Below are 25,135 nucleotides of genomic sequence, written 5' to 3' on the forward strand. Positions count from 1 at the left end.
CAACTGAGCACCGGCATGGGAGAAACGGGGCGGGCCAATCATGATGGGACCGGCGCATTCGCTGTCCGGAGCGGCGGCCTGGCTGGGCGTGGGAGCGGCCGCGGCCGCCTTCGACCACCCCATGCCGTGGCCGGTGCTCGTCGTCGGGGCGCTCATCTGCGCGGGCGCGGCCCTGGCCCCGGACCTGGACCACAAGTCGGCGACCATCTCGCGCGCCTTCGGACCCGTCTCCCGGACCCTCTGCGAGGTCGTCGACAAGCTGTCGTACGCGGTCTACAAGGCCACCCGTTCCTCGGCCGACCCCCGCAGGTCGGGCGGGCACCGTACGCTCACCCACACCTGGCTCTGGGCGGTCCTGATCGGGGCCGGGACCTCCGTGGCGGCCGTCACGGGCGGGCGCTGGGCGGTCCTGGCCATCCTCTTCGTCCATCTGGTCCTCGCGGTGGAGGGCCTGCTGTGGCGGGCCGCCCGGATGTCCAGCGACGTCCTGGTCTGGCTGCTCGGCGCGGCCGGTGCCTGGATCCTCGCGGGCGTCCTGGACCAGCCGGGCAACGGCTCCGACTGGTTCCTCACCGGGCCCGCCCAGGACTATCTGTGGCTGGGTCTGCCCATCGTGCTCGGCGCCCTCGTCCACGACCTCGGCGACGCCCTGACGGTCTCCGGCTGCCCGGTCCTCTGGCCGATCCCGATAGGCCGGAGGCGCTGGTACCCGATAGGCCCTCCGAAGGGCATGCGGTTCCGGGCCGGGAGCTGGGTCGAGCTGAAGGTCCTGATGCCCGTCTTCATGATCCTGGGCGGGATCGGCGGGGCTTCGGCCCTGGGTGTCTTCTAGGCGTTTCGGCAGTCGTTTCCGGCAGGATTCCCGGGGGCGGTCGGCAGGGTCGTACGGCCCTGCCGACCGCCCCCTTCCCGCATCTCGGATGCGATGCCCTCGCGCAGCAGGTGCGCGGCGGCGGCCGTGTGGGTGTCGCCCTGAACAACGACGGCCGGGGGGAAGAAGGGGTGGAATCATCCGAAAAGCCCAATAGAGATCGGTTTTGTTCCCGTATGGACTCTTCAGGGCCGAAGAGGTTTACATCGCATCGATTGCGGCAAACAGGTGATTATCGAACAAATATGCACGAATTTGTTCGGAATCGCCCGCTTCTGGTGCGCCATGCAGCCTTATCCGATCGAGAGAACCTCTCCGGACCATGAGGAACCGTCATGTACGGACCGATAGTTGGGGGCTTTCCCCCCTGCCGCCACCGGAGGCGTCGTCCTCGCCGGCGCCCCGGGCATGGCCTACCTGCGCCGCCGGGGCGCCTCCTTTACGACGGCACCTTGCGAGGCCGTTCAGCCCGGACAGGAGGCCGCCTCGCGGCGGTACCTTGTCGGGCCGTCGTCGCCCCTACCCGCCCGCAGGCTTCGCCGAGTCCACTCCCGGGCGGGCCTTGCGCCACTCGCCCCGGGTGAAGTCCGGGATCTCCTGCGGGGCTCCCTTCGCCTTGATCGACGCGTTGCTGAGCGGCACCGGGGCCGTCCAGGTGGCGGCGTCGTACACGTCGAAGTCGGGCACGAGACCGAGCCGCAGACACTGCGTCAGACGGTAGATCATGATGTAGTCCATGCCGCCGTGACCGCCCGGCGGATTGGCGTGGTCCTTCCACAGCCAGTGGTCGAACTCGCCCGCGTACGCGCCGAAGTCCCCCCACTCGTCGTCCTTGTGGTCCGGCTCCAGATAGATCCGGGGCGGATAGTCCTCGAAGACGCCCCGGGTACCGCCCAGGCTGTTGATCCTGCTGTACGGGTGCGGGGTCGAGACATCGTGTTCGAGCCGGATCACCCGCCCCTTCGCCGTCTGCACCAGACTGATCGTCCGGTCACTCCCGATGTACGTCTCCCGCCAGCTCGGATCGCCCGCCGGCGCGTGCGCCGCCCGGTACTCGGCGAGACCGAGCGCCGGGGTGCCGAGACTGCTGATGCTCACCGCCCGGTCGCCCCGGTTCACGTCCATGTAGTTCGCGATCGGCCCGAAGGCGTGGTTGGGGTAGAGGTCCCCGCGCAGCCGGGTGTGCCAGCGACGGCGCCAGGGACCCTCGTAGTACGTGGGGGAGAACATGAGACCGCGCAGATCGTGGTTGTACGCCCCCGCCCCGTGCAGCAGCTCGCCGAACTTCCCGGCGTGCGCCATCCGCAGCACCCGCATCTCGTTCCGGCCGTAACAGCAGTTCTCCAGCTGCATACAGTGCCTGCGGGTCTGCTCCGACAGGTCCACCAGCTCCCACAGCTCGTCGAGCCGCATCGCCGCCGGACACTCCACTCCGACGTGCTTGCCGCTGCGCATCGCGGTGCTCGCGATGGCGAAGTGGCTGTCCCACGGGGTGGCCACATGGACGAAGTCGACATCGCCCCGGGCGCACAGGTTCTCGTAGTCCTCCTCGCCGTTGGCGTAGACGGCGGGCGCCGGACGCCCCGAGGCGACGACCTTCGCGACCGCCCGCTCCGCCTTCGCGCGCACCGGATCGCAGACGGCGACCACCTGCACCCAGGGAAGGGCGAGATAGAGGCCGATGACTCCGTAGCCCCGGTTGCCGAGGCCGACCAGACCGACCCGGACGGTGGACCGGCGCTCGAAGGGCACCCCGACCATGGTCGCCCCGCGCCGCTGCGGGGAGGCCGGGGCCTCGGGCGCCGCCCCCGGAAGCGAAGCGGCGGCGGAATCATGGGCGTTCACGGTACCGAGGGCCCCGAGGCCGAGGCCCGTCCCGGCCGCGGCGGCGGTGCTCCTGAGGACCTTGCGGCGGCTCGGCACATGGGGTGTCTGCTCGTTCATGGAACCTCCCGGACGGTGTACACGGCTGTTTCATGAATCCCGACAGGACCCTGGACCCGGCCACCGGCGGTGCGCAAGGGCGCCGACGGGACACTCACGGCGGGTAAAGGGACCATACTGTTACCGATCATGCGCCGAGCCGCAGCGAACGCCCACCGTCACCCGAACGTACGAAAGGACTCCTCACCACCGGGGTGAGAAGCCCTTTCGTGTCAGCGGGTTTGACGAGCCGTCAGGGACGCGTCGCGCGCTCCAGGGCCAGCAGCACCGACGCGTACGTACGGCCCGTCGCCCGGTCCATCCCGATCTCGCACATCCGGTTGGCCGAAAGATGCGCGTCGAACGGACGGGCCGTCACCTCCGCCGCCTCCCGTGCCGTCGCCGAGGCCGTCAACTCCGGATGCAGCATCCCCCGGTCGCCCGCGAAGGCGCAGCACCCCGCGTCCAGCGGCACGACGACCTCCTCCGCACAGGCACCGGCCAGCTCCGTCAACCGGTCCTCGTCGCCGAGATGCCGCATCGAGCAGGTGGGGTGGACCACGGCGGACCCCACCTTCCGCCGCACGTCGAGCCGGGGCAGCAGCTCGTCCGCCGCCCACACCAGCGAGTCCACCACGGTCAGTTCGGCGTGCAGCTCCCGGTTGTCGTCCGTCAGGAAGGGCACCACCTCGTGCGCGATGCCGAGGGTGCACGAGGAGGCGTCCACCACCAGCGGCAGCCGCCCGCCGGCCGTCCACCCCCAGGCCGCCTCCACGATCCGGTTGGCCATCACCTCGTTGCCCCGCGCGTACCCCTTGGAGTGCCAGATCGTCGCGCAGCACGTACCGGACACGTCCTCCGGGATCCACACCGGCTTCCCCGCCCGCGCCGACACCGCGACCACGGCCTCCGGCAGCGACGGTCCTTCCATCCCCGTCGGATTGCCGAAGATCCGGTTCACACAGGCCGGGTAGTAGACGGCGGCGGCCGCGGGCCGGTGGGTGCGCGGCAGCCGCCGGGCCGCCGCGGCGGGGATCTCCGGCAGCCACTCCGGTACGAGATCGGGCCGGACCGCCCGGCGGGCCAGCCCCGTCACCCGCTCAAGGACCCGGTCGCCGATCCGGCCGGCCGCGCCCACCGCGAGCCGGGCCGAGGCCTCCACCGCCCGGAACCTCTTGGCCGCCAGGGCGGCGATCCGCTCCTCGCGGGGCGAGTGCCGCTCGTGCCGGAACTCCTTCATCAGCGCCCCCGTGTCGATGCCGACCGGGCAGGCCAGCTTGCAGGTGGAGTCGCCCGCGCAGGTGTCGACCGCGTCGTAGCCGTACGCCTCAAGGAGCCGGGCCTCGACGGGGGAGCCGTCGGCCTGCCGCATCACCTCCCGGCGCAGCACGATCCGCTGGCGCGGAGTGGTCGTCAGATCGTGGCTGGGACAGGTCGGCTCGCAGAAGCCGCACTCGATGCAGGGGTCGGCGATCCGCTCCACCGTGGGGATGGTCTTGAGACCGCGCAGATGGGCCTGCGGATCGCGGTCCAGGACGATCCTCGGCGCCAGCACCCCGTCGGGGTCGATGGCCGCCTTGGTCCGCCACATCAGCTCGGTCGCCTTCGGGCCCCACTCCAGCTCCAGGAAGGGCGCGATGTTCCGCCCGGTGGCGTGCTCCGCCTTCAGGGAGCCGTCGAAGCGCTCCACGGTCAGCTTGCAGAAGGCGTCCATGAAGGCCGCGTACCGCTCGACGTCGGCCGGGGCCGCCGCGTCGAAGGCGAGCAGGAAATGCAGGTTGCCATGGGCCGCGTGCCCCGCCACGGCCGCGTCGAAACCATGCCGGGACTGGAGGTCGAGCAGCGCCTCGCAGGCCTCGGCGAGCCGCTCCGGCGGCACCGCGAAGTCCTCGGTGATCAGGGTCGTACCGGAGGGGCGGGAACCGCCGACCGCCGTCACGAAGGCCTTGCGGGCCTTCCAGTAGCCGGAGATCCGCCCCGGGTCGCGGATGAACGCGTTCTCCACCGAGGGCACCGGGGCCACCAGGTCCAGCCGCCCGAGCAGCCCCTGCGCCGTCCGCTCGTACGCCTCCCGGCCCGCCGCGTCCGACGCCCGGAACTCCACCAGGAGCGCGGCCGTCTCCCGGGGCAGCTCCGCCCAGTCGGCGGGGACGCCCGGCACGCTCACCGAAGCCCGCAGGGTGTTGCCGTCCATCAGCTCCACGGCCCGCGCCCCGGCCTCGTTGAACAGGGGCACGGCAGCGGCGGCGGCGGGCAGCGAGGGGAAGAAGAGCAGCGCCGCCGTCACCTCGCGGTCCAGCGGCAGGGTGTCGAAGACGACCTCGGAGATGAACCCGAAGGTCCCCTGGGAGCCCACCATGAGACCGCGCAGGATGCCGACCGGGGTGTCGGCGTCGAGGAAGGCGTCGAGCCGGTAGCCGTTGGTGTTCTTGAGGGCGTACTTGGCCCGGATGCGGGCGGTCAGCCCGGCGTCCGCCTCGATCTCCGCCTTCAGCGCGAGCAGCTCCGCGCAGAGCCTCGGCTCGGCGTGCGCCAGCTCCTCGTCGGCGTCGGGTTCGGCGGTGTCCACCACCGTCCCCGAGGGCAGCACGAAGGTGAGCGAGGCGACGGTCCGATACGAGTTCCGGGTCGTCCCGGCGGTCATGCCGGAGGCGTTGTTGGCGACGACCCCGCCGATCGTGCAGGCGATGGCACTGGCCGGATCGGGACCGAGGACCCGGCCGTGCGGGGCGAGCGCCGCGTTGGCCCGGAAGACCGTGGTGCCGGGGCGGATCCGGGCCCGCGCCCCGGCGTCCAGGACCTCGACGCCCGCCCAGTGGCGCCGCACGTCGACGAGGATGTCCTCACCCTGCGCCTGCCCGTTGAGGCTGGTCCCGGCGGCCCGGAAGACGACCTCACGGCCCTTGCCGTGCGCGTAGGACAGGACCGTGGAGATGTCGTCGATGTCCTCGGCGACCACGACGACCTGCGGGACGAAACGGTACGGGCTGGCGTCCGAGGCGTAGCGGACCAGATCGGAGATCCCCGACAGGACCTTCTCCGCGCCGAGCAGCTCGGTCAGCTCCTCCCGCAGCCCCCTCGGCGTGCCCCGCGCGTGCAGCTCCGGCACGCGGTCCGGGGCCGGGCTCCGCTTCGTACCGGGGCGGAGGGCGCCCGGGTCGGGCTCAAGCAGCGGCATGTCACGGCTCCCCTTCGGCGCGTCCCCGGGCCCCGGAGGGCACCCTGCCCCGGGGCAGGACCCCGCCGGGGGGTCAGCAGCCGCCCTCCGGGCCCGGATCGACCAGGGCGGACAGCAGACCTCCGAGCACCTCGCGCTGTTCGACGGTCAATGGAGCAAGGATGTCCTCTGCGGCGGCCCGGCGCGCGCTGCGCAGCTCCCGCAGCGTGGCGCGCCCCTCGTCGGTCAGCTCGATCCGCACCACCCGGCGGTTGTCCGGATCGGGCGCCCTGCGCACCCGGCCGCCCGCCTCCAGGCCGTCGACGAGGCTGGTCACCGCGCGCGGGACCACTTCGAGGCGGGCCGCGAGGTCGGCCATCCGGGGCGGCTCCCCGAAGGCGGCGACCATCCGGAGCAGCCGCGACTGGGCGGGGGTGATGCCGACCGGTTCGAGATGCCGCTTCTGGATGCGGTGCAGACGCCGGGTGAGGCGCAGGAGCTGCTCGGCGAGGAGGCCGTCGGCGTCGGGTCCGCCCGGACGGCCGACCCCGGTCGGGACGGCGGAGATGCTCATGCGGGAACAATATCAGGACGCCGTTCATTGTGAGCGTAGGTAACAATGAGCTATGCTCTGATCGACTTCGCCGACCCTCCGAAGGAGCCCATGCACCCCCACGACCGGTCCGACTGGACGCCCCCGCCTCGCGAGCCCGGCCAGTCGAAGGAGCCCGCGCAGCTGCGGCGCATCCTGCGACTCTTCCGCCCCTACCGCGCGCGCCTCGCGCTCGTCGGCCTCCTGGTCGGCGCCGCCTCGCTCGTCTCGGTCGCCTCCCCGTTCCTGCTGAAGGAGATCCTGGACGTGGCGATCCCCGAGGGCCGCACCGGGCTGCTCAGCCTGCTCGCCCTCGGCATGATCGCCACCGCCGCCCTGACCGGCGTCTTCGGCGTGCTCCAGACGCTGATCTCCACCACCGTCGGCCAGCGCGTCATGCACGATCTGCGCACCGGGGTGTACGAGCAGCTCCAGCGGATGCCGCTGGCCTTCTTCACCCGCACCCGCACCGGCGAGGTCCAGTCCCGCATAGCCAACGACATCGGCGGGATGCAGGCCACCGTGACCTCCACGGCGACCTCCCTGGTCTCCAACCTCACCGCCGTGGTCGCGACCGTCGTCGCCATGCTCGCCCTCGACTGGCGGCTCACCCTGGTCTCCCTGCTGCTGCTCCCGGTCTTCGTCTGGATCAGCCGCCGGGTGGGCCGCGAGCGCAAGCGGATCACCACGCAGCGCCAGAAGCAGATGGCCGCCATGGCCGCCACCGTCACCGAGTCCCTCTCGGTCAGCGGCATCCTGCTCGGCCGCACCATGGGCCGCGCCGACTCGCTGACCAGGTCCTTCGCCGAGGAGTCCGAGCGGCTCGTCGATCTGGAAGTGCGCTCCTCCATGGCCGGGCGGTGGCGGATGTCCACCATCGGCATCGTCATGGCCGCCATGCCCGCCCTGCTCTACTGGGCCGCGGGCATAGCCCTGGACCAGGGCGGCTCCGCGCTCTCGCTCGGCACGCTCGTCGCCTTCGTCTCGCTCCAGCAGGGCCTCTTCCGGCCGGCCGTCAGCCTGCTCTCCACCGGAGTGCAGATGCAGACCTCCCTCGCCCTCTTCCAGCGCATCTTCGAGTACCTCGACCTGCCCGTGGAGATCACCGAGCCCGCCGAGCCCGTCCGGCTCCCCGAGGTCCGGGGCGAGGTCGCCTTCGAGAAGGTCTCCTTCCGGTACGACCCCGAGGGCGCCGGCCGTCCGACCCTCGACGGCATCGACCTGACCGTCCCCGCCGGGGGCAGTCTGGCCGTCGTCGGCCCCACCGGCTCCGGCAAGTCGACCCTCAGCTACCTCGTGCCCCGGCTCTACGACGTCACCGAGGGGCGCGTCACGCTCGACGGGGTCGACGTGCGCGATCTCGGCTTCGACACGCTCGCCCGCGCGGTCGGCGTGGTCTCCCAGGAGACCTATCTCTTCCATGCCTCCGTCGCCGACAATCTGCGCTTCGCCAAGCCGGACGCCACCGACGAGGAGATCGAGGCAGCCGCCCGCGCCGCCCAGATACACGAGCACATCGCCTCCCTGCCCGAGGGGTACGAGACCCTGGTCGGCGAGCGCGGCTACCGCTTCTCGGGCGGGGAGAAACAGCGCCTGGCCATCGCCCGCACGATCCTGCGCGACCCGCCGGTGCTGATCCTCGACGAGGCGACCAGTGCCCTCGACACCCGCACCGAGCACGCCGTACAGCAGGCCATCGACGCCCTGTCCGCCGGGCGCACCACGATCACCATCGCCCACCGGCTCTCCACCGTCCGTGACGCCGACCAGATCGTCGTCCTGGAGGCGGGACGGATCGCCGAGCGCGGCACCCACGAGGAACTGCTGGCCCGGGACGGGCGGTACGCGTCCCTGGTCCGCAGGGATGTGCGGGGAGCCTTGGACGGAGCCCTGGACGCCATGGGATCAGGCGAACAAACGAACGTGGGAGCGGTTGTTCCCCAGAACGTGTGATCGTCGCGGGATTCATTGCTCCGCCCCGTCAGAACATCAGAAGATTGCGTTGTGCGATCAACGGGATGCATACCGTTACCGCGCAGTCCCACTGATGTACCTGTACGAGGAGAAGTACGACCATGAACGTCATCACCAACCTGCTCGCCGGCGTCCTCCACTTCCTGGGATGGCTCGTCTGACGATCGCAGTGCCCGGCGCCGTCGGCCCCCCGTCCCCGGGGACCGGCGGCGCCGCCGCGTGCGCGGTTCCCGGGATTCCGCTTCCGTCCGGGTTAACGTGCGGCCATGACGTACCGGCCGCCGTCACCGTATGCACCCTCCATCCGTCCCCGCCGCCCCCCGCTGCCCCGGGCACAGGAATCGCCCCTGTCGCCCCGGCCGCCCCACCGGCCCCGGCTCACCCGGCGCGGCAGGCTGGTGCTCCTCGTCGGGGCCGTCCTCACCGTGATCGTCGGCCTCGCCGTGCCGATGCTGCTGGCCCGGGACGAACCGGCCGTCGAAGAGCCCCGGACGCTGCTCGTCGCCGAGGGCCGACGGGCCGGGCAGGTCTATCAGGCCGTCGACCGGGCCCTCGGGGTACCGGAGGGGACCACCCGGAAGACCGCGACCGCCCCCGAAACCGGCCTCGCGTTGCCCCCGGCCGCCGGAGGCAACCCCGAGGGCTATCTCTTCCCCGCCACCTATCCGGTGGTCGACGCCACCACTCCGCAGGGGCTGCTGCGGTTCATGGTGGACACGGCGGCCAAGCGCTTCGGCGCCGAGCGGATCGTGGAGGGCGCGAAGGCCCACGGTCTGAGCGTCTACCAGGCCGTGATCGTCGCCAGCATCGTGCAGGCCGAGGCCGACAACCCCGAGGACATGGCGAAGGTCGCCCGGGTCGTCCACAACCGGCTCGACCGAGGCATGCCCCTCCAGATGGACTCGACGCTCAACTACGCGCTCGGCCGCAGCACCATCGACACCACCCACCAGGACACCAGGACCCCCAGCCCGTACAACACCTACGCGCACAAGGGCCTGCCGCCGACGCCCATCGGCAACCCGGGCGATCAGGCGCTCGACGCGGTGATCCGTCCGGCGGACGGCGACTGGCTCTACTTCGTCACGGTGGCCCCCGGGGACACCCGCTTCACCGCCGACTACGCCCGCCACCAGGCCAATGTGGCCGAGTTCAACGCCAACCGGGGCGCGGAGAAAGGCTGAACCGGCTCACATCGCGGGGGCCACGTCCTCCCGGGCGAGGAGGCGGCGAATGTCGGAGACCGCCGCGCGCCCGGCCCGGTTGGCGCCGATCGTCGAGGCCGAAGGCCCGTAACCGACGAGATGGACGCGCTCGTCGGTGACCGCACGGGTCCCCTCGACCCGGATGCCGCCGCCCGGTTCGCGCAGCCGCAGCGGTGTCAGATGGTCGATCGCGGCCCGGAAGCCGGTGGCCCAGAGGATCACGTCCACGTCGAGCGTCCGCCCGTCGTCCCAGGCCACCCCGGTCGGGGTGATCCGGTCGAACATCGGCAGCCGGTCCAGGACACCCCGGGCGCGGGCCGCGCGGATCGCGTCGTTGAGCGGGAGCCCGGTGACCGAGACGACGCTCTGCGGCGGCAGCCCCCGCCGTACCCGCTCCTCCACCAGGGCGACCGCCGCACGGCCCTCGACCTCGCCGAAGAGGCCCTCGCGGAAGACGGGTTCGCGCCGGGTCGACCAGAAGGTCTCGGCGGCGACGTCCGCGATCTCCATCAGATGCTGGGTGCCCGAGGCCCCGCCGCCCACGACGAGCACCCGCTGCCCGGCGAACGCCGCCGGGCCCGGATACCCGGCCGTGTGCAGCTGACGCCCCCGGAAGGACTCCTGACCTGGGTAGCGGGGCCAGAACGGGCGGTCCCAGGTGCCGGTGGCGTTGATCAGGGCCCGGGTGGCGTACGTACCCTCGGAGGTCTCGACCCGCAGCCGCCCGCCCTCGCCCTCCCGGACGGCGGTGACGTCCACGGGGCGGTGGACCCGGAGACCGAAGGTCCGCTCGTAGCCGTCGAAGTACCCCCCGATCACCTCCGACGACGGGCGGTCCGGGTCGGCGCCGGTCAGCTCCATCCCGGGCAGCGCGTGCATCCCGTGGACTTTGCCGTAGGTGAGCGAGGGCCAGCGGAACTGCCAGGCGCCGCCCGGCCGGGGGGAGTGGTCGAGGACGACGAAGTCCCGGTCCGGTTCCAGACCGCTCCGGGAGAGGTGGAAGGCGGCGGAGAGCCCCGCCTGACCCGCGCCCACGACGACCACGTCCACGTCCACGTCCACCAGCGTGCCCGGCTGCCCACTGTCCGCGCGCCCGCGATGGGTACGCCCGCCGAGCGTCCGCCCGATGTCCGTCCGTCCGTTTTCCGTCCGTCCGCTTTCCGGCAGCGCCGCGCCCGGCCCGACGGTCCCGACCTCTTCTGCCCCGAAAACGTTCACGGTTCTACCAACCGGGGCGGGGGTGCGGATCTTCCCGTACGTCCCCGCAGGTCCCGCCGCATGCTCCTCCCGGCCCCGGCCCCGGCCCCGGCCCCGGCCCCCCGCCCGGTCCGCCAGGGCTCACCGACCCGGCGAAGGGACCCGCGCCGGTGCCGTCGTGGGGAGTGGGAGGAGCGGGGGGAGCAGTCCCCGGGCCGCCAGTTCCGGCCGGACGCCCTCGCCGAACCAGTACGCCTCCTCCAGATGCGGGTAGCCGGAGAGGACGAAGTGCTCCACGCCCAGGTCGTGGTACTCCTCGATCCGGTCGGCGACCTCGGCGTGACTGCCGACGAGCGCGGTGCCCGCCCCGCCCCTGACCAGGCCCACCCCCGCCCACAGGTTCGGGGCGATCTCCAGGCGGTCGCGGGAGAGCGCCCCGCCCCGGTGCAGTGCCAGCATCCGCTGCTGTCCCACGGACTCGCTGCGGCCGAGGACGCGCTGCGCGTCGGCGACGGTCTCCTCGTCGAGCCCGTCGAGGAGCCGTCCTGCCGTCGCCCACGCCTCGCGCGCGGAGTCGCGCGAGAGCGTGTGCAGCCGGATGCCGAAGCGGACCTCCCGTCCGCGCGCCTCCGCGAGCCCCCTGATCCAGTCGATCTTCTCCTTGACCTGCCACGGCGGTTCGCCCCAGGTCAGATAGACGTCCGCGTGCTCCGCCGCCACCGGTCCCGCCGCCGCAGAGGAACCACCGAAGAAGACCTCGGGCAGCGGGTCCGGCGGCAGCGCGGTCAGGCCGCCCTCGATCCGGTAGTGCTCACCCGCGAAGTCGAACGGGCGCCCGCCCCAGACTCCCCGCACCACGGAGAGGAACTCGGCGGTGCGCGCGTACCGCCGGTCGTGGTCCAGATGATCGCCGAACCGGCGTTGCTCGGCCGCGTCGCCGCCGGTCACCACGTTGAGCAGGAGCCGGCCCCGGGTGATCCGCTGGTACGTGGCCGCCATCTGGGCCGCGAGTACCGGGGAGAGCACCCCGGGCCGGAAGGCCACCAGGAACTTGAGCCGTTCGGTGTGCTGGGCGAGCGCGACCGTCGTCAGCCAGGCGTCCTCGCAGAAGGTGCCGGTCGGGGTGAGCACGGCCTCGAAGCCGAGCTGTTCGGCGGCTTTGGCGATCTGGACCAGATAGTCGACGTCCGGCGCCCGCACCCCGGGGACGGCATGGTCGCGGGTGATCCCGCCGTCCGCGTAGGCGTGCCGGTCGACCAGGGTCCGGCCGTCGCCGCCGGTGGGCAGGAACCAGTGCAGATGAACGCTCATCGGGAGCCTTTCCATGGCCGCGCGCCGGGGTGGCCGACGGGCGGCGGGGTCCTGGGGGGAACGCGAGAGGGGCCCGCGCGAGGGTCCGGCGCACGGCGCGGACACGTGCGGCGGGGGAGCGAGGGAGCGTGAAGAGGCGTCAGCGACCGTGGCGACACGCGGCGGAGGCCACCCGCAGCAGGTCGATGTGACCACGCGTGGTGAGCAGGGCGGTTCGCGGCATGGCGCGAAGGTAAGCGCCGGGCGGGGCCCCGGTCAACAGCCCCTCCCGGCCCCCGCGCGCTCTCGGGCCCGCCCGGGTGTGCGGCGGTGTTGCGGGAACCGTAAGGGTCTGTGTCGGGAACCGTACGGCGGTGTGAAGCGCCTGTTCCCGGGCGGGAACCGTACGGCGGTGTGAGCCCGGCCGCTCCCGAGTCCGGTGGCCGTGCGGCCGTCGGGACGGCTCCCGCGCCCGGACTCGTACGATCATCCGACGAAGCGGGGCGGGGGGCGGCATCGATCCGACAGGAACAATCCGACAAGACCGCTCCCACGAGAACCCCCGGCCGCCCCCTAAGCTGCCCAGCGGCAACCGGACCCCCCTGACCCAGGAGCGCACCCCATGTCCGACCGCGACCGGCAGTTCCCCTACCCCGACGCCTTCCGGCCCGACCGGGAACCCGCGCCGCACGAACTGCTCGCCCCCGTGACCGGGCTCCTCGGCACCTGGACCGGCCGGGGCCACGGCGGCTACCCCACGCTCGACGCCGACTTCGCGTACGCCCAGGAAGTCGCCTTCAGCCACGACGGACGGCCCTTCCTCCACTACGAGGCCCGCGCCTGGCTGATCGACGCCGAAGGCACCCCGCTGCGCCCCGCCGCCCGGGAGACCGGCTGGTGGCGACTGAAGCCCGGCGGTGTCGTCGAGGCGCTGATCAGCCAGCCCACCGGCATCGTGGAGATCATGACCGGCACGGTGCGCAACGGGAACGTCGACCTGGGCACCGACAGCGTCGCCCTCGCCCCCACCGCCAAGCGGGTCGACGCCACCCGCCGCCGCTACCTCCTCGCGGACGACGGCACCCTCGACTTCACCCACGACCTCGCGGCGGTCGGCGAACCCCTCGGCCACCACCTCACCGCCCGGCTGCGGCGCGTGGACACCGCCTGAGCACCCCTGCCCGAGCCCCACCCGTTCCACCCGGCCCCGCCCGACCCGCACAATACGGGGATGACCGACGACGACCCGTACCTCTGGCTCGAAGACATCTCGGGAGACGCCGCACTCGCGTGGGTGGCCGAGCGGAACGCCGAGACGGCCGACGCCGTCGCCGGGGACACCGGCTTCGAGGCCCTGAAGACCCGCCTGCGTGAAGTCCTCGACGCCTCGGACCGGATCCCGTACCCCGTACGCAGGGGCGAGCACCTCTACAACTTCTGGCGGGACGCCGAGCACGTACGAGGGGTGTGGCGGCGCACCACCCTGGAGCGGTACCGCGAGGACGAGCCCGCGTGGGAGGTCCTCCTCGACGTCGACGCGCTCGCCGGGGCAGAGGACGAGAAGTGGGTGTGGGCCGGGGCGCGGGTCCGGCGGCCCGACTGCGGACGGGCCCTCGTGTGCCTCTCCCGGGACGGTGGGGACGCCGTCGTGGTCCGGGAGTTCGACCTCGAAACGCGCCGCTTCGTCGACGACGGGTTCCGGCTGCCCGAGGCGAAGACCCGGATCGGCTGGGCCGGACCCGACGCCGTCCTCGTCGGCACCGATCACGGCCCCGGCTCCCTCACCGACGCCGGCTACCCGCGCACCGTACGGCGCTGGCGGCGCGGCACCGCCCTGACCGAGGCGGAGACCGTCTTCGAGGCCGAACCGGGCGACGTGTCGGCCTGGGGCTACCGCGACACCACCCCCGGCTACGAGCGCGAGTTCGTCGGCCGGTCCCTGGACTTCTTCCGCAGCGAGACCCGTCTGCTGCGCCCCGACGGCACCCGCGTCCTGATCGACGTCCCCGAGGACGCCGACGCCTACGCCCACCGCCAGTATCTGATCGTCACGCTCAGGTCCCCCTGGCTCGACCGGCCCACCGGCTCCCTGCTCGCCTTCGACTTCGACGGCTTCCTCGCGGGGGACCGCACCCACGAGGCCCTGTTCGTCCCCGACCGGCGCACGGCCCTCGCCGGGCACACCTGGACCCGGGGCCACCTCGTCCTGGAGACCCTGCGGGACGTCAGCACCCGTGTCGAGGTGCTCACCCCCGCCCCCGACGGGCGGTGGGAGCGCGAACCGCTCGCGGGGGTCCCCGAACTGTCCGCCGTCAGCGTCTTCGGCACCGACCCGGACGCCTCCGACGACTACTTCCTCGACGTGTCCGGATTCCTCCAGCCGTCCACCCTGCACCTCGGGCGGATCGGCGGCGGCACCGAGGTCCTCAAGCGGGCCCCGGAACGCTTCGACGCCTCCGGGCTCGCCGTCGCACAGCACTTCGCGACCTCCCGGGACGGCACCCGCGTCCCGTACTTCGTCATCGGCCCCGACCACGCCGTCACCGGCCCCGGCCCCGCCCTGCTCTACGGCTACGGCGGCTTCGAGGTCTCCCTCACCCCCTTCTACGGGGCGGTGACCGGCCGCGCCTGGCTGGAGCGCGGCGGCACCTACGTCATCGCCAACATCCGGGGCGGCGGCGAGTACGGCCCCGACTGGCATCAGGCGGCCCTGCGCGCCGACCGGCCCAGGGCCTTCGAGGACTTCGCGGCCGTCGCCGAGGACCTGGTCGCACGCGGCGTCACCACCCCGGCGACGCTGGGCGCCCAGGGCGGCAGCAACGGCGGCCTCCTCATGGGCGCCATGCTCACCCGGCACCCCGAGCTGTTCGGCGCGATCGTCGCCCAGGTCCCGCTCCTCGACATGACCCGCTTCCACAAGCTCCTCGCGGGCGCGTCCTGGATCGCCGAGTACGGGGACCCGGACGACGAGGCCGACCGCCCCCACCTCCTGGACCTCTCGCCCTACCACCGCCTCGCGGCGGACCGGCCCTACCCGCCGGTCCTCCTGATGACCTCGACCCGCGACGACCGCGTCCACCCAGGCCACGCGCGCAAGACGGCGGCCCGGCTGCGGGAGCTGGGGCACCCCGTCCTCTTCCACGAGAACACCGGCGGCGGCCACGCCGGAGCGGGCGACAACGAACAGGCCGCGCACAACAGCGCGCTCGTCCACACCTATCTGTGGCAGCGGCTCGCCACCGGCGCCCCGGTCACAGCCAGCCCGCGCGCTGTGCCTGCAACGCCATCTGGAACCGGCTCGTAGCGCCGAGCCTGGCCATCAGGACCTGCACCCGGCGGAAGAGCGTGCGGCGGCTGACTCCCAGCTCGCGGGCGATCACCTCGTCGTCCGCGCCCGCAGCGAGGAGCCGCAGCAGCCGCCGGTCCGCCGGGAGCAGGCCCACCGGACGCGCCGAACGGCCGTGCAGGGGCAGCGCGCTCCGCCAGGACTGTTCGAACAGCGCCACGAGCGCCGACAGCAGCCCGCACGGCTGCACCACCAGCATGGTGTTGTACACGTCCGTCTCCCGGATCGACAGGGCGACCAGCGCGTACGCGTCGTCGATGATCAGCAGTTTGACCGGCACCGACGGCAGCACCCTGGCCTGCTCGCCCGCCTCCACGCACGGCTCGATCGCGTTCTCAAGGTGCCCCGGGTGTTCGAGGGAGGCCCGGGAGTACACCACCTGCTGGGTCACGCCCCGGGCGAGCGTGGCGAGCGCGTCTTCCGTGGCCCCGACGAGCGGGAAGTACGGCGGCGAGTCGAACTGCCGGATCCGCTCCCGCGCCCCGGCCCACGCCTGACGCATCCGCAGCCCGATGGCCTCACCGGTGACCACCTCCACCAGCGGATCGTGGTACCCGGCGAGCCGGTGCCGCCGGAACGAGTCGAACGCGCTGCCGACCGTGATGCGCGAGGCGTCCAGCTCGGCCGCCCGCCGCCGCCCGAGGACTTCGAGACCGGCGCCGGGCGGCACCGGGGCGGCCGGCTCCCGCTCCCCGTCGGCGGCGCTCGCCAGCCCGGAGTCGACCAGCTCGCGGTACGCCTCCGCCAGCTCGGCGCCCGCCAGACCGGCGACGTCCCCGACCGCGCCGAGCGGCGCGGGCCCCTCCGCGAGGAGGGCGAGATAGACCCGCACCGCCCCGGGCCCGACCCCGAGGAGCCGGAGGGCCTCGCCCAGTCGCTCGTTCACCATGAACCGATTATGCGACCGACGGCGTGACCGCATGCGCGACGGGCGACGCGACCGACGGGGTGGCCGATCGTGCGACCGGCGACGCGATCGACGGCGCAGCCGCCCTGTCCGATCCGTGCCACTGGCGGTCCCGGGCACCCGGCGGCTCCCGGGCGGAGTACCTTCCGGGATGCCGTCGTCACCCGGCGGCTGGGAAAACCACCCGAAAGAAGGAGCAGGACGTGGCGAAGGGTCGCAAGAACGGCCTCTACAGGAACCTCTCCCCGGAGCTTTCCGCGCTGATGAGGACCGGATGGGAGGACACCGAGCAGCACGGCCTCGAACCCGCCGAGCAGGCCCCGTACGCGGCCGCGCGCCGCGCCGCCCTCTCCGCGCGGTTCCCCGGCGAGCGCCTCGTGATCCCCTCGGGCAACCTCAAGACCCGCTCCAACGACGACACCTACCCCTTCCGCCCGTACACCGGCTACGTCCATCTCACCGGCGACCAGGCACGCGACGGCGCCCTCGTCCTCGAACCCCGCGCCGACGGCGGCCACGACGCCTACTGCTACCAGCTGCCCCGCGACGGCCGTGACGACGACGGATTCTGGACCGGCGCGACCTCCGAGCTGTGGATGGGCCGCCGCCGCACCCTCCGCGAGGCGGAGACCGTCCTCGGGCTGCCCTGCCGGGACGTCCGCACCGCCGCCGAGGACCTCGCCGCCTCCACCGTCCCCACCCGGATCGTGCGCGGCCACGACCCGGTGTTCGAAGCCGCCGTCACCACCGACGAGGACCGCGACGACGCCCTGGAGGAAGCCCTCTCCGACCTGCGGCTCGTCAAGGACGCCTGGGAGATCGGCGAGATGCGCAAGGCCGTCGACTCCACCGTCCGGGGCTTCACCGACTGCGTCGGCGAACTCTCCCGGGCCGTCGCCACCTCCGAGCGGTGGATCGAGGGCACCTTCTTCCGCCGCGCCCGCCTTGAGGGCAACGCCCTCGGCTACGGCTCCATCTGCGCCGCCGGGGACCACGCCACGATCATGCACTGGACCGCCAACGACGGCCCCGTCCGGCCCGGCGAGCTCCTCCTCCTCGACGCGGGCGTGGAGACCCACTCCCTCTACACCGCCGACGTCACCCGCACCCTCCCCATCGGCGGCACCTTCACCCCCGTCCAACGCCAGGTGTACGACGCGGTGTACGAGGCCCAGGAGGCGGGCATCGCGGCGGTCAAGCCCGGCGCCGCCTACCGGGACTTCCACGAGGCCTCGCAGCGCCACCTCGCGGCCAGGCTGGTCGAGTGGGGGTTCATCGAGGGCCCCGCCGACCGCGCGTACGAACTCGGCCTTCAGCGCCGCTTCACCATGGCCGGAACCGGGCACATGCTCGGCCTCGACGTCCACGACTGCGCCCACGCCCGCGCGGAGGAGTACGTCGACGGCGTCCTCGAACCGGGCATGGTCCTCACCGTCGAACCCGGCCTCTACTTCCAGCCCGACGACCTCACCGTGCCGCGCGAGTGGCGGGGCACGGGCGTCCGCATCGAGGACGACCTGCTCGTCACCGAGGACGGCAACGAGAACCTGTCGGCCGCCCTGCCCCGCTCCTCGGACGAGGTCGAGGCGTGGATGGCACGGCACGCGGGCTGACCCGCCCGTCCCGGGGCGGCCGGGATCAGGGCTTCCCGCCCGGGGGAAGCCTCCCGTGCCGCTCCAGGATGGCGCGGATACGGGCCCGCAGGTCCGCGGCCCGCGCCGCCTCCCGGGGGTAGAGTTCCTCGATCCCCGCCGTGGTCTTCCCGAAGTGCCGCCAGAAGGCATGGCCGACGACGCCGCGCCCGCCACCCGTGTCGAGCACCGCCCGGTACAGCAGGTTCTTCGCCTCGTGCGTCTGCCGGTCGATGCTCGTCAGGTCCCAGACCACCAGTTCGTCCGGGGTCCGCAGCACCAGATCCGGTTTCATGTCGCCGATCAGGGTGCTGCCGCCCTTGAAGAGGGAGCGCAGCCGGGGCGCCAGGTCGGCGACGGCCGGGGACCGTTCGACGAAGGTCCGGATCGGCATGTCCAGGATCTCCTGAGGGATCCCCGAGAAGCCGCGCAGCGCCCCCTCGGGGACGACTTCGACGCCCCCGCCGCCCGGGAAGCGCTCGCTCACCAGACGGGCCACGATCGTGTGCAGCCGGGTGCCCCGGACACTCGGCCGCAGCTCCCCGGTGCCCGGCAGCCCCTCCAGCTCCGCGATGGCCTGGGCGACCAGTTCCTCCAGCGCCTCCACGGTCACCGCGGCGCCGGTGGCGGCCGTCCGCGCCAGGGCCTTCGGGGCCTGTTTCTCCGCCTCGGTCAACGGACGCAGGAACTTCTCCAGTTCGGCCTCGGTGAGGGGGACCTTGCCCGTTTCGAGGGCGTCGACGATGTCCAGGTAGGGAAGGCGTACGGGATTCCTGACCTTGGTCCCCGAGAGGAGCAGATCGTCGCCCACGGACATGAAGACCACCCCGTCGGCCCCGGCGAACACCTGCCGTTCGGAGAGCAGGAACTCCACGACCTCCGCGAAGGCGACCCCGATCCGGTCGAGAGCCGCGACCCCGATCCGGGTGGCGGTCGCCGCGAGCCGCGCCGCGCTCGCCGCCGCCTTCGGCAGGGAGGCGACCGCCTTCGGCAGGGTGAGCAGCGCCATCGCGATCTGGCCGACGATCCGGCCCGCGTCGAAGAACTCAAGGCGCTCCAGCTTCTCCAGGAACGTGTCGCGCAGCAGCCGCAGCCCCTCCCCGCCCAGGACCAAGGGGTGGTCGACGAACAGGACGGCGGCCGACAGCATCTGGTGACGCTCCCGCGCCAGCCGCTCCACGAAGAACGAACCGGCGAGGACCCCGATCAGCTCGACCACCTGGTAGACGTTCTCGCCCGCCCCCCACAGCACCCCGCTGAACACCGCCGCCGCGTCCGAGGCGTTCGGCTCCCAGTTCGCCAGGACGTACGGCCACGGCACCCCCCGCTGTTCGAGGAAGGCCCGGAACGCGCGCACCCGGACCAGCGTCATCAGCTCCCCGAGCCTTCGCTGATGCCGCAACTCCTCCAGGGCCTCCATGAGTTCCTCGTCGTCCAGGTCCTTCAGGAGGCCCTTCAGCGTGGCCGAGACCACCGAGGGAGGCGCGGCGGCCAGACCGTGCGCCAGCTCCGCCGCGACCGCCGAGGCCGCCGCCTTCGCCAGACCGGCCTTCCGGCCGACGATCCGGACCTCCCGGAGCGTCGTGAAGTCGCTGGTGAACGCGAGGATCCCGCCCTCCGCCTCCACCGGCTCCCGGGTGATGACCCGCACCCCGGTGTCCTGGAAACCTCCGCTCTCCGTGATCCGCCGCACCCGGTACCCGGCGCCGAGCGCACCGGCGGCCGCGAGCCCGAACCCTTCGCGGCCGATCGGGGCGAGATGGAACGCCCCGGGGCCGAGCCGGGCCGCGATCGTGCGCCCCCTGTCCTCGTCGTCCGAGGGCGGGACGAGCCGCGCCGACACCCCGCCCGTCAGCAGGTCGTCGACGGAGATCCGGCCCAGCGGCAGTCCCTGGTACGCCGGGCCGAGCCGGGACCGCAGCCGGGCGAGCGACGCCTCCGTCCAGACGACCGGAGCCGCCGCGGGCGCCGGTGGCCGGGTGGCCCAGCGGTACGGGCGACGGCCCACCCGCCGGGCACCCCCGCCGAACCCCAGCCCGCCCACCGGACGCACCGGGGCCACCGGACGCGCCCCCCGCACCGGCAGGGTGACCGGCCGGCCCCCGGCGTCGTAACTCCGTACCCGGTACCCCTCCGCCCGCGCCCGCTCCTCCGCGTACGGCTCGCGCGGCCGGTCCTGTCCACCGGCCGCCGAGGCGTGCGCGGCCTCCGCGCCCCGCACGGCCGCCCGCAGGGCCTCCCGTACGGCGGTCTCGACGAGCAGGGCCGTCTCCGGGGGCAGCCCTTCGGGCCGCGCGCCCACCTCCGGCGGGTGATAGCGCCGCTCCGTGCTCATCGGCCCCTCCGTTCCGCGACCGGGCGGCAGCCCGTGTTCATCGGACCCGCCGTCCCGCGATCAGGCGGTAGACCGTGCTGGTGTCGTCGGCCGTGATCTCGAACACGAGGTCGGGGTGGCGGGCGCTGAGCCGGGAGAGCACTCCGGCCCGAGGCCCGCCGCCCAGGCCCGCCGCGCAGATCGAGCACACCTCCTGGTCGACCCGGATCGACACCGTCCGGCCCCGGGCGGCGGCCCGCTCGGCGTCCGTGAGCCGGGCGAGCCGCGCGTCCAGCCGCTGGCCCAGGTCCTGCTCGGCGTGCCCGTGCGCCTGTGGGACGACCACGTTCTCCGGCGGCCGGATCTCGTGGCCCGGATCGTACGAGCCGAGGGCGCGGGGCGAGCCGCCCGAGAACCGTTCCCCGGCGAGCGCGGGAATGTCCGACCGGGCCACGGCCACCGTCCCCTCGTACCCGGCCGCGCCCTTCGCGGTGGGCGGCACCAGCTGACGTCCGGCCGGGGTGTCGCGCCACACCCAGCCCGCCCGCTCCCGCTCCGCCGGGGTCCGGAGACCGGCCGTCTCAAGGCCGCGCCGCTCGGCCTCCACGGCGGCTCGTGCCTCGCGCAGGTCGTCGCGGAGCCGCGCCTGCGTCTCGGGGTCGGCGGGCCGGTCGGGCCGGAAGCGGCGGGCCGCCCCGCCCTGGCGCTCGTTCAGATACTCCCGGGCCACCGGGTCGCGGGCCTCGCGGGCGCGCAGTCGGGCCTCGCTCGCGTTCTCGTACCAAGCGCGGTCGAGCCCGGCCTCCGGGTCGCTCGCCGCCGCCTCCTCCAGCTGACGGCGGCTCTGCCACCGGGGCGCGGGCTCGGGGTGCGGTTCCGCCGACCCCGGGCGCGGGGGAGCCGCCTCCGCGTGAGGGGGAGCCGGTTCCGTCGTCCCGGGGTGCGGGTGCTCGTGGGCGAGCTGCTCGGTGACCTCGTCGATCCGTTCACCGAGCGCCTCCGACCAGTCCCGGGTCTCGCCCGCGTTCAGGGTCCGGCCCAGGGCCTGTTCCATCCGCTGCCGTCCCGTCGCCGTGGCGGTCGCCCACCGTTCGGCCGTCACCCCTTCCCGGGAGAGCAGCCGGGCGATGAGCGCGAGTTTCACGGCGGCGGGGCCCAGCCGCCGCCAGGCACCGCGCAGGGCCGGTTCCACCGTGAACGCCATGACGATCCCGAGGACCGCGCCGATCTCCATCCGCCGTACGTACTCCCGGGTGTCGGAGCCCGGCCCCCCGTGCAGCGTGACGTCGACGAGGTCCCGCGCGAAGAGGTCGAGCCCGGCGGTCGTCGCCCCGCCGACCGCGCCCGTCACCAGTTTCTCCGTCGCCCAGCCGACCAGCCGGGCCCGTGCCGTCTGCGTACCGACGCGCCCGGCGAACGCCGAGCCGAGGCCGCCGCCCGCGCGGAAGCCGACCGAGCCGAGATAGCCCTCCACGCCCGCCATGAGGAACCCCTCGACGGTGAACTTCTCGTCGCCGAAGACGACCTTGTACCCGTAGAACAGCCAGGAGAGCCCCACCCCCCAGGCCACCGACCTGGCGCCGCCGCCCAGTCGGAGCAGGACGGCGACGAGGCCCGCCTCCCAGGCGAAGGCCAGCGCGCCGAGGCCGACGACCACCAGCCCGATGGTCCGGTAGACCTCGCCCGCCCGGCCGAGGCGCCACTGTACGAGCCGCGCCTCGAAGTCGCCGAGCGGTTCGACGACCGGCCCCGCCGAGGCGTTCCACCGTCCGTTCTCGCCCGCGATCCTGGAGACGAACTCGAAACGCACCGCGAAGGACGGCAGCCCGTCGTGCTCCGACGCCAGCACGTCGAGGACGCGGAGGGTGTGTTCGACCTCGACCTTGTCGAAGTCCTCCGGCTTCAGGGCGGCCGCCCGCGCGGCCCGCTCCATCGCCTCCGCCGCGAACTCGGCAGGCTCGTACACCCGGGAGTCCTCGCCGGTCATGAGGGCCCGCACCATCGCGTGGCGCTCCTGGAGAAGACAGACGCGCAGCGCCTCGACACGGCCCGGTTTGGGGCGCAGCCCGGCGACCCGGCGCGCGTACACGTCGTCGGCCTCCGCGAGGACGTGACCCGCCTTGACGGTACGGCCCGGGTCGCGGTCGAGCCGGATCTCCCCCTGCCCCGGCCCCCCGGCCACATAGGCGTGCGCGGTGGTCGCCTCCCGCTCGCGGGTGAGGCCCTCGCGCAGCCGCAGGACACGGGGGTGGGTGCGGTAGCGGGTGGCCTCGCACTGCTGGAGCAGCCGGAGCCGCAGCGGGAAACGGCCGGTGGCGTCGGCCGCGTCCAGGACCTCGCCGAGCCGTCCGGCCCGCTCGAACTCCTCCAGGACGTACGTGAAGAGGGACCCGAGCCCCCCGTGGGAGCGGGGCGGGCCCGCCCGGTCGAGCAGGGACTCCAGGGCCCGGCCCGGGTCCTCGCCCGCCCGCAGCCGGTCGAGGAGGAGCCCGGCCAGCCGCCGGGCGACCGGCCGGAAGACCGCCGCGCCCAGGCGCTCGGGCGCCAGGTCCGGGTACGCGCGCGCGTAGAGCACCCGTACCCCGGGTTCCGGGGGCCACTCCGCGCGGGCCCGTACCGCGTCGGGAAGGCCGGGAAACCGGTCGCCCTCGGCGACGAACAGGCGCGCGGTGGGGTCCCGTGGCGCGCTCCCGCCGCCCGCGTGCCGGTCGAGCAGCAGGAACAGCACGTCCCGGCGCGGCCCTTCGGGTCCCCGGGCGGGTCCGGACGCGGGGCGTACGGTCGCGGGCCGGATCCAGACCGACACCGGTTCCTCGCCGAACTCCTGGACGTAACGCTCCCAGGGGACCCCCGTCCCCGCCTGGAACCGCTCCGGGTCCACGCAGAACCCGGCGTCCCCGACCGGCAGGGTGAAGCTCTCGCCCGGCCCGAGCGCCGCCAGGTCCGCGATGTCGATCCGGGGAAGCGCCATGAAGGCGAACAGCACGTGCCTCGGCGGCAGTCCGGGGACGCGGGCGGCGACCGACCCCCGGGGGTCCAGGGCGTGCAGTCGGCGCAGGGCCCCGGCGGAGGAGGTGAGCGCCCAGGCGGGCTCGGTCCGCTCCGCGCGCTCCCCGCTCCCCGTGCGCTCCTTGTGTTCCGTACGCCCGTCCGGTCTCCTGCCGGGCTCCTTCCCGACCGCCCTGGTCAGCAGCTCCCGCCCCAGCTCCTCCGGTGCGCAGGGCCCGTCGACCTCGACCAGCCAGACGTCCGCCCACCGCTCGGTGCCGGTCGCCGACTCGTACAGGACGGCCTGGGGCAGCGGATGGCCGAGGACCTCGCCGATCCAGGCGAGGAACCCTTCGACGGGCAGCCGGGCGCGGGCCGTCCCGCGCACGGTCCACGGCCGGGGGGCGGCTCCCCGGACGGGCACACGGGTCGGCCGTCCCGCGTCGGCGTACGACGGCAGGGCGTATCCGCCGCCGTCCGCGCGTCCCGGGTCGTACGGTTCCCCGGTGCGGGCGTGGCCGTGCGCCGGGGACAGCCCGTGCCGGTGCGTCAGGGTCCGGTCCGCCTGGGCGAGCCGGGCGGCGACTGCGGCCGTGAGCCGCCGGGTCAGCTCCGCGAGTTCCCCGGGACCCGGGTCCCCGGTCAGCCGGACGCTCACCGGGATCCGTACGTGGATCTCCACCGCCGCCCGCCCGTCCTACTCGGTGACCAGGAACATCACGCGCATGCCCGAGCCGATGACGTCCTTCCCCTCGCGCAGGGTGATGTCGAAGGAGTGCAGGCTGCCCACGGGGGAGTCGGGGTCGAGCCGGACGGTCAGCTCGCTGGGGACGCCGCTCCGCTGGTCCTCGCCGTTCATCTCGAAGACCTTCCCGATGCCGGGGATGCCCGCCGCCTTGAGGCCGAATTCCATCGGGGCATCGCTCATCCGGATGGTCTCCAGGCCCTTCGACGTCCGCAGCCGGGGATGGCCCTCCCTGATGCCCTCGCGCGGCAGTTCGACCTCCGCGTGCGGGGCGAGCGCGAGCAGCTCCAGCGGTCCCAGCCTCGGGCGCGGGCGCACCGGGTCGACGGAGACGAGGTACTTGCGGGGCAGCAGGGCGGTCGGATCCGGCGGGATGGTCGTGTACACCACCGTCTTGGAGTTGCCTGCCTGGGCATGCGAGACCTTGACGACGGTGACGTTGAGCTGGCCCTGCCGCTGGTCCTCGTTGGTGTGGAACTGGCCGTCGCTGCCGATCTTCGCGCCCTCCGCGGGCAGGGTGTCGTTGTCGTCCATGTCGAAGGGCGACTGGTAGACGTTGACGGCCAGGCACATGTGCCCCTGGTTGCTCTCGTCGTAATCCGGCACGGAGGGCACCCAGGTGCCGACGGTGACGACATGGGAGTCGCCGTCGGCGGCCAAGCCGGTCCCCTTCGCGATGCGGACGGGGGTACTCTCCACGTTCACCTTGGAGTTGGCGGGTGTCGGGGTCACCCCGACATGCGGGACGAAGACGAACGCCTGGACCTTGACTCCGGTCCGGGTCGCGTCGCCGTTGTTGGAGACGCGCACCTTGATGGTGCTGACCTCGCCGGTGTTGGCCTGGGAGCCGCCGGGCTCCAGCCAGATGCTCCCGTTGCCCCAGAAGGGCCTGTCGTCCCGGAGCCAGGGACGCTCGGAACCGTTGTCCGTGCTGTTCCCGTTGGTCCGGTCGAAGTCGATGCTCACGTACAGGTTGCCTGCCATGCCGTGCTCCG

Annotated in this window: 15 protein-coding genes; 6 read left to right on the forward strand and 9 right to left on the reverse strand. The window is 73.4% G+C overall.

The features are described from left to right. Window positions 1–40: 40 nt before the first annotated feature. The gene (locus tag BU197_RS07005; protein ID WP_188267339.1) at window positions 41–832 is read left to right on the forward strand and encodes a metal-dependent hydrolase; all 792 of its coding nucleotides are present in this window, start codon (window positions 41–43) and stop codon (window positions 830–832) included. 558 nt (window positions 833–1,390) lie between these two features. Here BU197_RS07005 and BU197_RS07010 read toward each other — a convergent pair. The 3 genes from BU197_RS07010 to BU197_RS07020 all read right to left on the reverse strand — a co-directional run bounded on the left by BU197_RS07010 (window position 1,391) and on the right by BU197_RS07020 (window position 6,525). Then, entirely contained in the window at window positions 1,391–2,815 is a 1,425-nt protein-coding gene (locus BU197_RS07010; protein WP_188267340.1) for a Gfo/Idh/MocA family protein, read from the reverse strand. 232 nt (window positions 2,816–3,047) lie between these two features. Next, entirely contained in the window at window positions 3,048–5,972 is a 2,925-nt protein-coding gene (locus BU197_RS07015) for an FAD-binding and (Fe-S)-binding domain-containing protein (RefSeq protein ID WP_188267341.1), read from the reverse strand. A 73-nt stretch (window positions 5,973–6,045) separates the two neighbouring features. Further along, window positions 6,046–6,525, reverse strand: coding sequence for a MarR family winged helix-turn-helix transcriptional regulator (locus BU197_RS07020; protein WP_188267342.1), 480 nt, complete (start codon window positions 6,523–6,525; stop codon window positions 6,046–6,048). 90 nt (window positions 6,526–6,615) lie between these two features. Here BU197_RS07020 and BU197_RS07025 point away from each other — a divergent pair, with 90 nt between their 5' ends. Together BU197_RS07025 and mltG are read left to right on the forward strand one after the other, a co-directional pair. Then, window positions 6,616–8,496, forward strand: coding sequence for an ABC transporter ATP-binding protein (locus BU197_RS07025; protein WP_188267370.1), 1,881 nt, complete (start codon window positions 6,616–6,618; stop codon window positions 8,494–8,496). 287 nt (window positions 8,497–8,783) lie between these two features. Further along, window positions 8,784–9,701 (forward strand): endolytic transglycosylase MltG, encoded by a 918-nt coding sequence (gene mltG, locus BU197_RS07030; RefSeq protein WP_188267343.1) that lies wholly within the window; start codon window positions 8,784–8,786, stop codon window positions 9,699–9,701. 6 nt (window positions 9,702–9,707) lie between these two features. Here mltG and BU197_RS07035 read toward each other — a convergent pair whose 3' ends face one another. Together BU197_RS07035 and BU197_RS07040 are read right to left on the reverse strand one after the other, a co-directional pair. Continuing rightward, window positions 9,708–10,772: an NAD(P)-binding domain-containing protein gene (locus BU197_RS07035; protein ID WP_411158454.1), complete on the reverse strand. Its 1,065-nt coding sequence runs from the start codon at window positions 10,770–10,772 to the stop codon at window positions 9,708–9,710. A gap of 288 nt (window positions 10,773–11,060) precedes the next feature. Then, a complete protein-coding gene (locus BU197_RS07040) occupies window positions 11,061–12,230 on the reverse strand; it encodes an LLM class flavin-dependent oxidoreductase (protein WP_188267344.1) in 1,170 nt (389 codons plus the stop codon). Window positions 12,231–12,831: 601 nt separating this feature from the next. On the opposite strand from BU197_RS07040, the gene BU197_RS07045 reads away from it, so the two are divergent. Next, window positions 12,832–13,380, forward strand: coding sequence for an FABP family protein (locus BU197_RS07045; protein ID WP_188267345.1), 549 nt, complete (start codon window positions 12,832–12,834; stop codon window positions 13,378–13,380). 60 nt (window positions 13,381–13,440) lie between these two features. Beyond that, a complete protein-coding gene (locus BU197_RS07050) occupies window positions 13,441–15,513 on the forward strand; it encodes a prolyl oligopeptidase family serine peptidase (RefSeq protein ID WP_188267346.1) in 2,073 nt (690 codons plus the stop codon). On the opposite strand, the gene BU197_RS07055 is transcribed toward BU197_RS07050, so the two are convergent. Continuing rightward, entirely contained in the window at window positions 15,461–16,444 is a 984-nt protein-coding gene (locus tag BU197_RS07055; protein ID WP_188267347.1) for a helix-turn-helix domain-containing protein, read from the reverse strand. The two genes, BU197_RS07050 and BU197_RS07055, sit on opposite strands and share 53 nt — an antisense overlap. A 221-nt stretch (window positions 16,445–16,665) precedes the next feature. Between BU197_RS07055 and BU197_RS07060 the strand changes: the two genes are divergently transcribed. Beyond that, entirely contained in the window at window positions 16,666–18,075 is a 1,410-nt protein-coding gene (locus BU197_RS07060) for an aminopeptidase P family protein (protein WP_188267348.1), read from the forward strand. Window positions 18,076–18,100: 25 nt separating this feature from the next. On the opposite strand, the gene BU197_RS07065 is transcribed toward BU197_RS07060, so the two are convergent. Genes BU197_RS07065 through BU197_RS07075 form a run of 3 tightly spaced genes read right to left on the reverse strand, consistent with a single transcriptional unit; the run spans window position 18,101 to window position 25,124 of the window. Beyond that, the gene (locus BU197_RS07065) at window positions 18,101–20,428 is read right to left on the reverse strand and encodes a hypothetical protein (protein WP_188267349.1); all 2,328 of its coding nucleotides are present in this window, start codon (window positions 20,426–20,428) and stop codon (window positions 18,101–18,103) included. Window positions 20,429–20,465: 37 nt separating this feature from the next. Further along, window positions 20,466–24,053, reverse strand: a complete 3,588-nt coding sequence (locus BU197_RS07070) for a hypothetical protein (RefSeq protein ID WP_188267350.1) — start codon at window positions 24,051–24,053, stop codon at window positions 20,466–20,468. Between the two features lie 39 nt (window positions 24,054–24,092). Beyond that, complete coding sequence (locus BU197_RS07075) at window positions 24,093–25,124, reverse strand: hypothetical protein (RefSeq protein WP_188267351.1); 1,032 nt, start codon at window positions 25,122–25,124, stop codon at window positions 24,093–24,095. Window positions 25,125–25,135: the final 11 nt, after the last annotated feature.

The organism is Streptomyces sp. CBMA291 (genome assembly GCF_014596525.1).
In the GTDB taxonomy this organism is placed as follows: Bacteria; Actinomycetota; Actinomycetes; order Streptomycetales; family Streptomycetaceae; genus Streptomyces.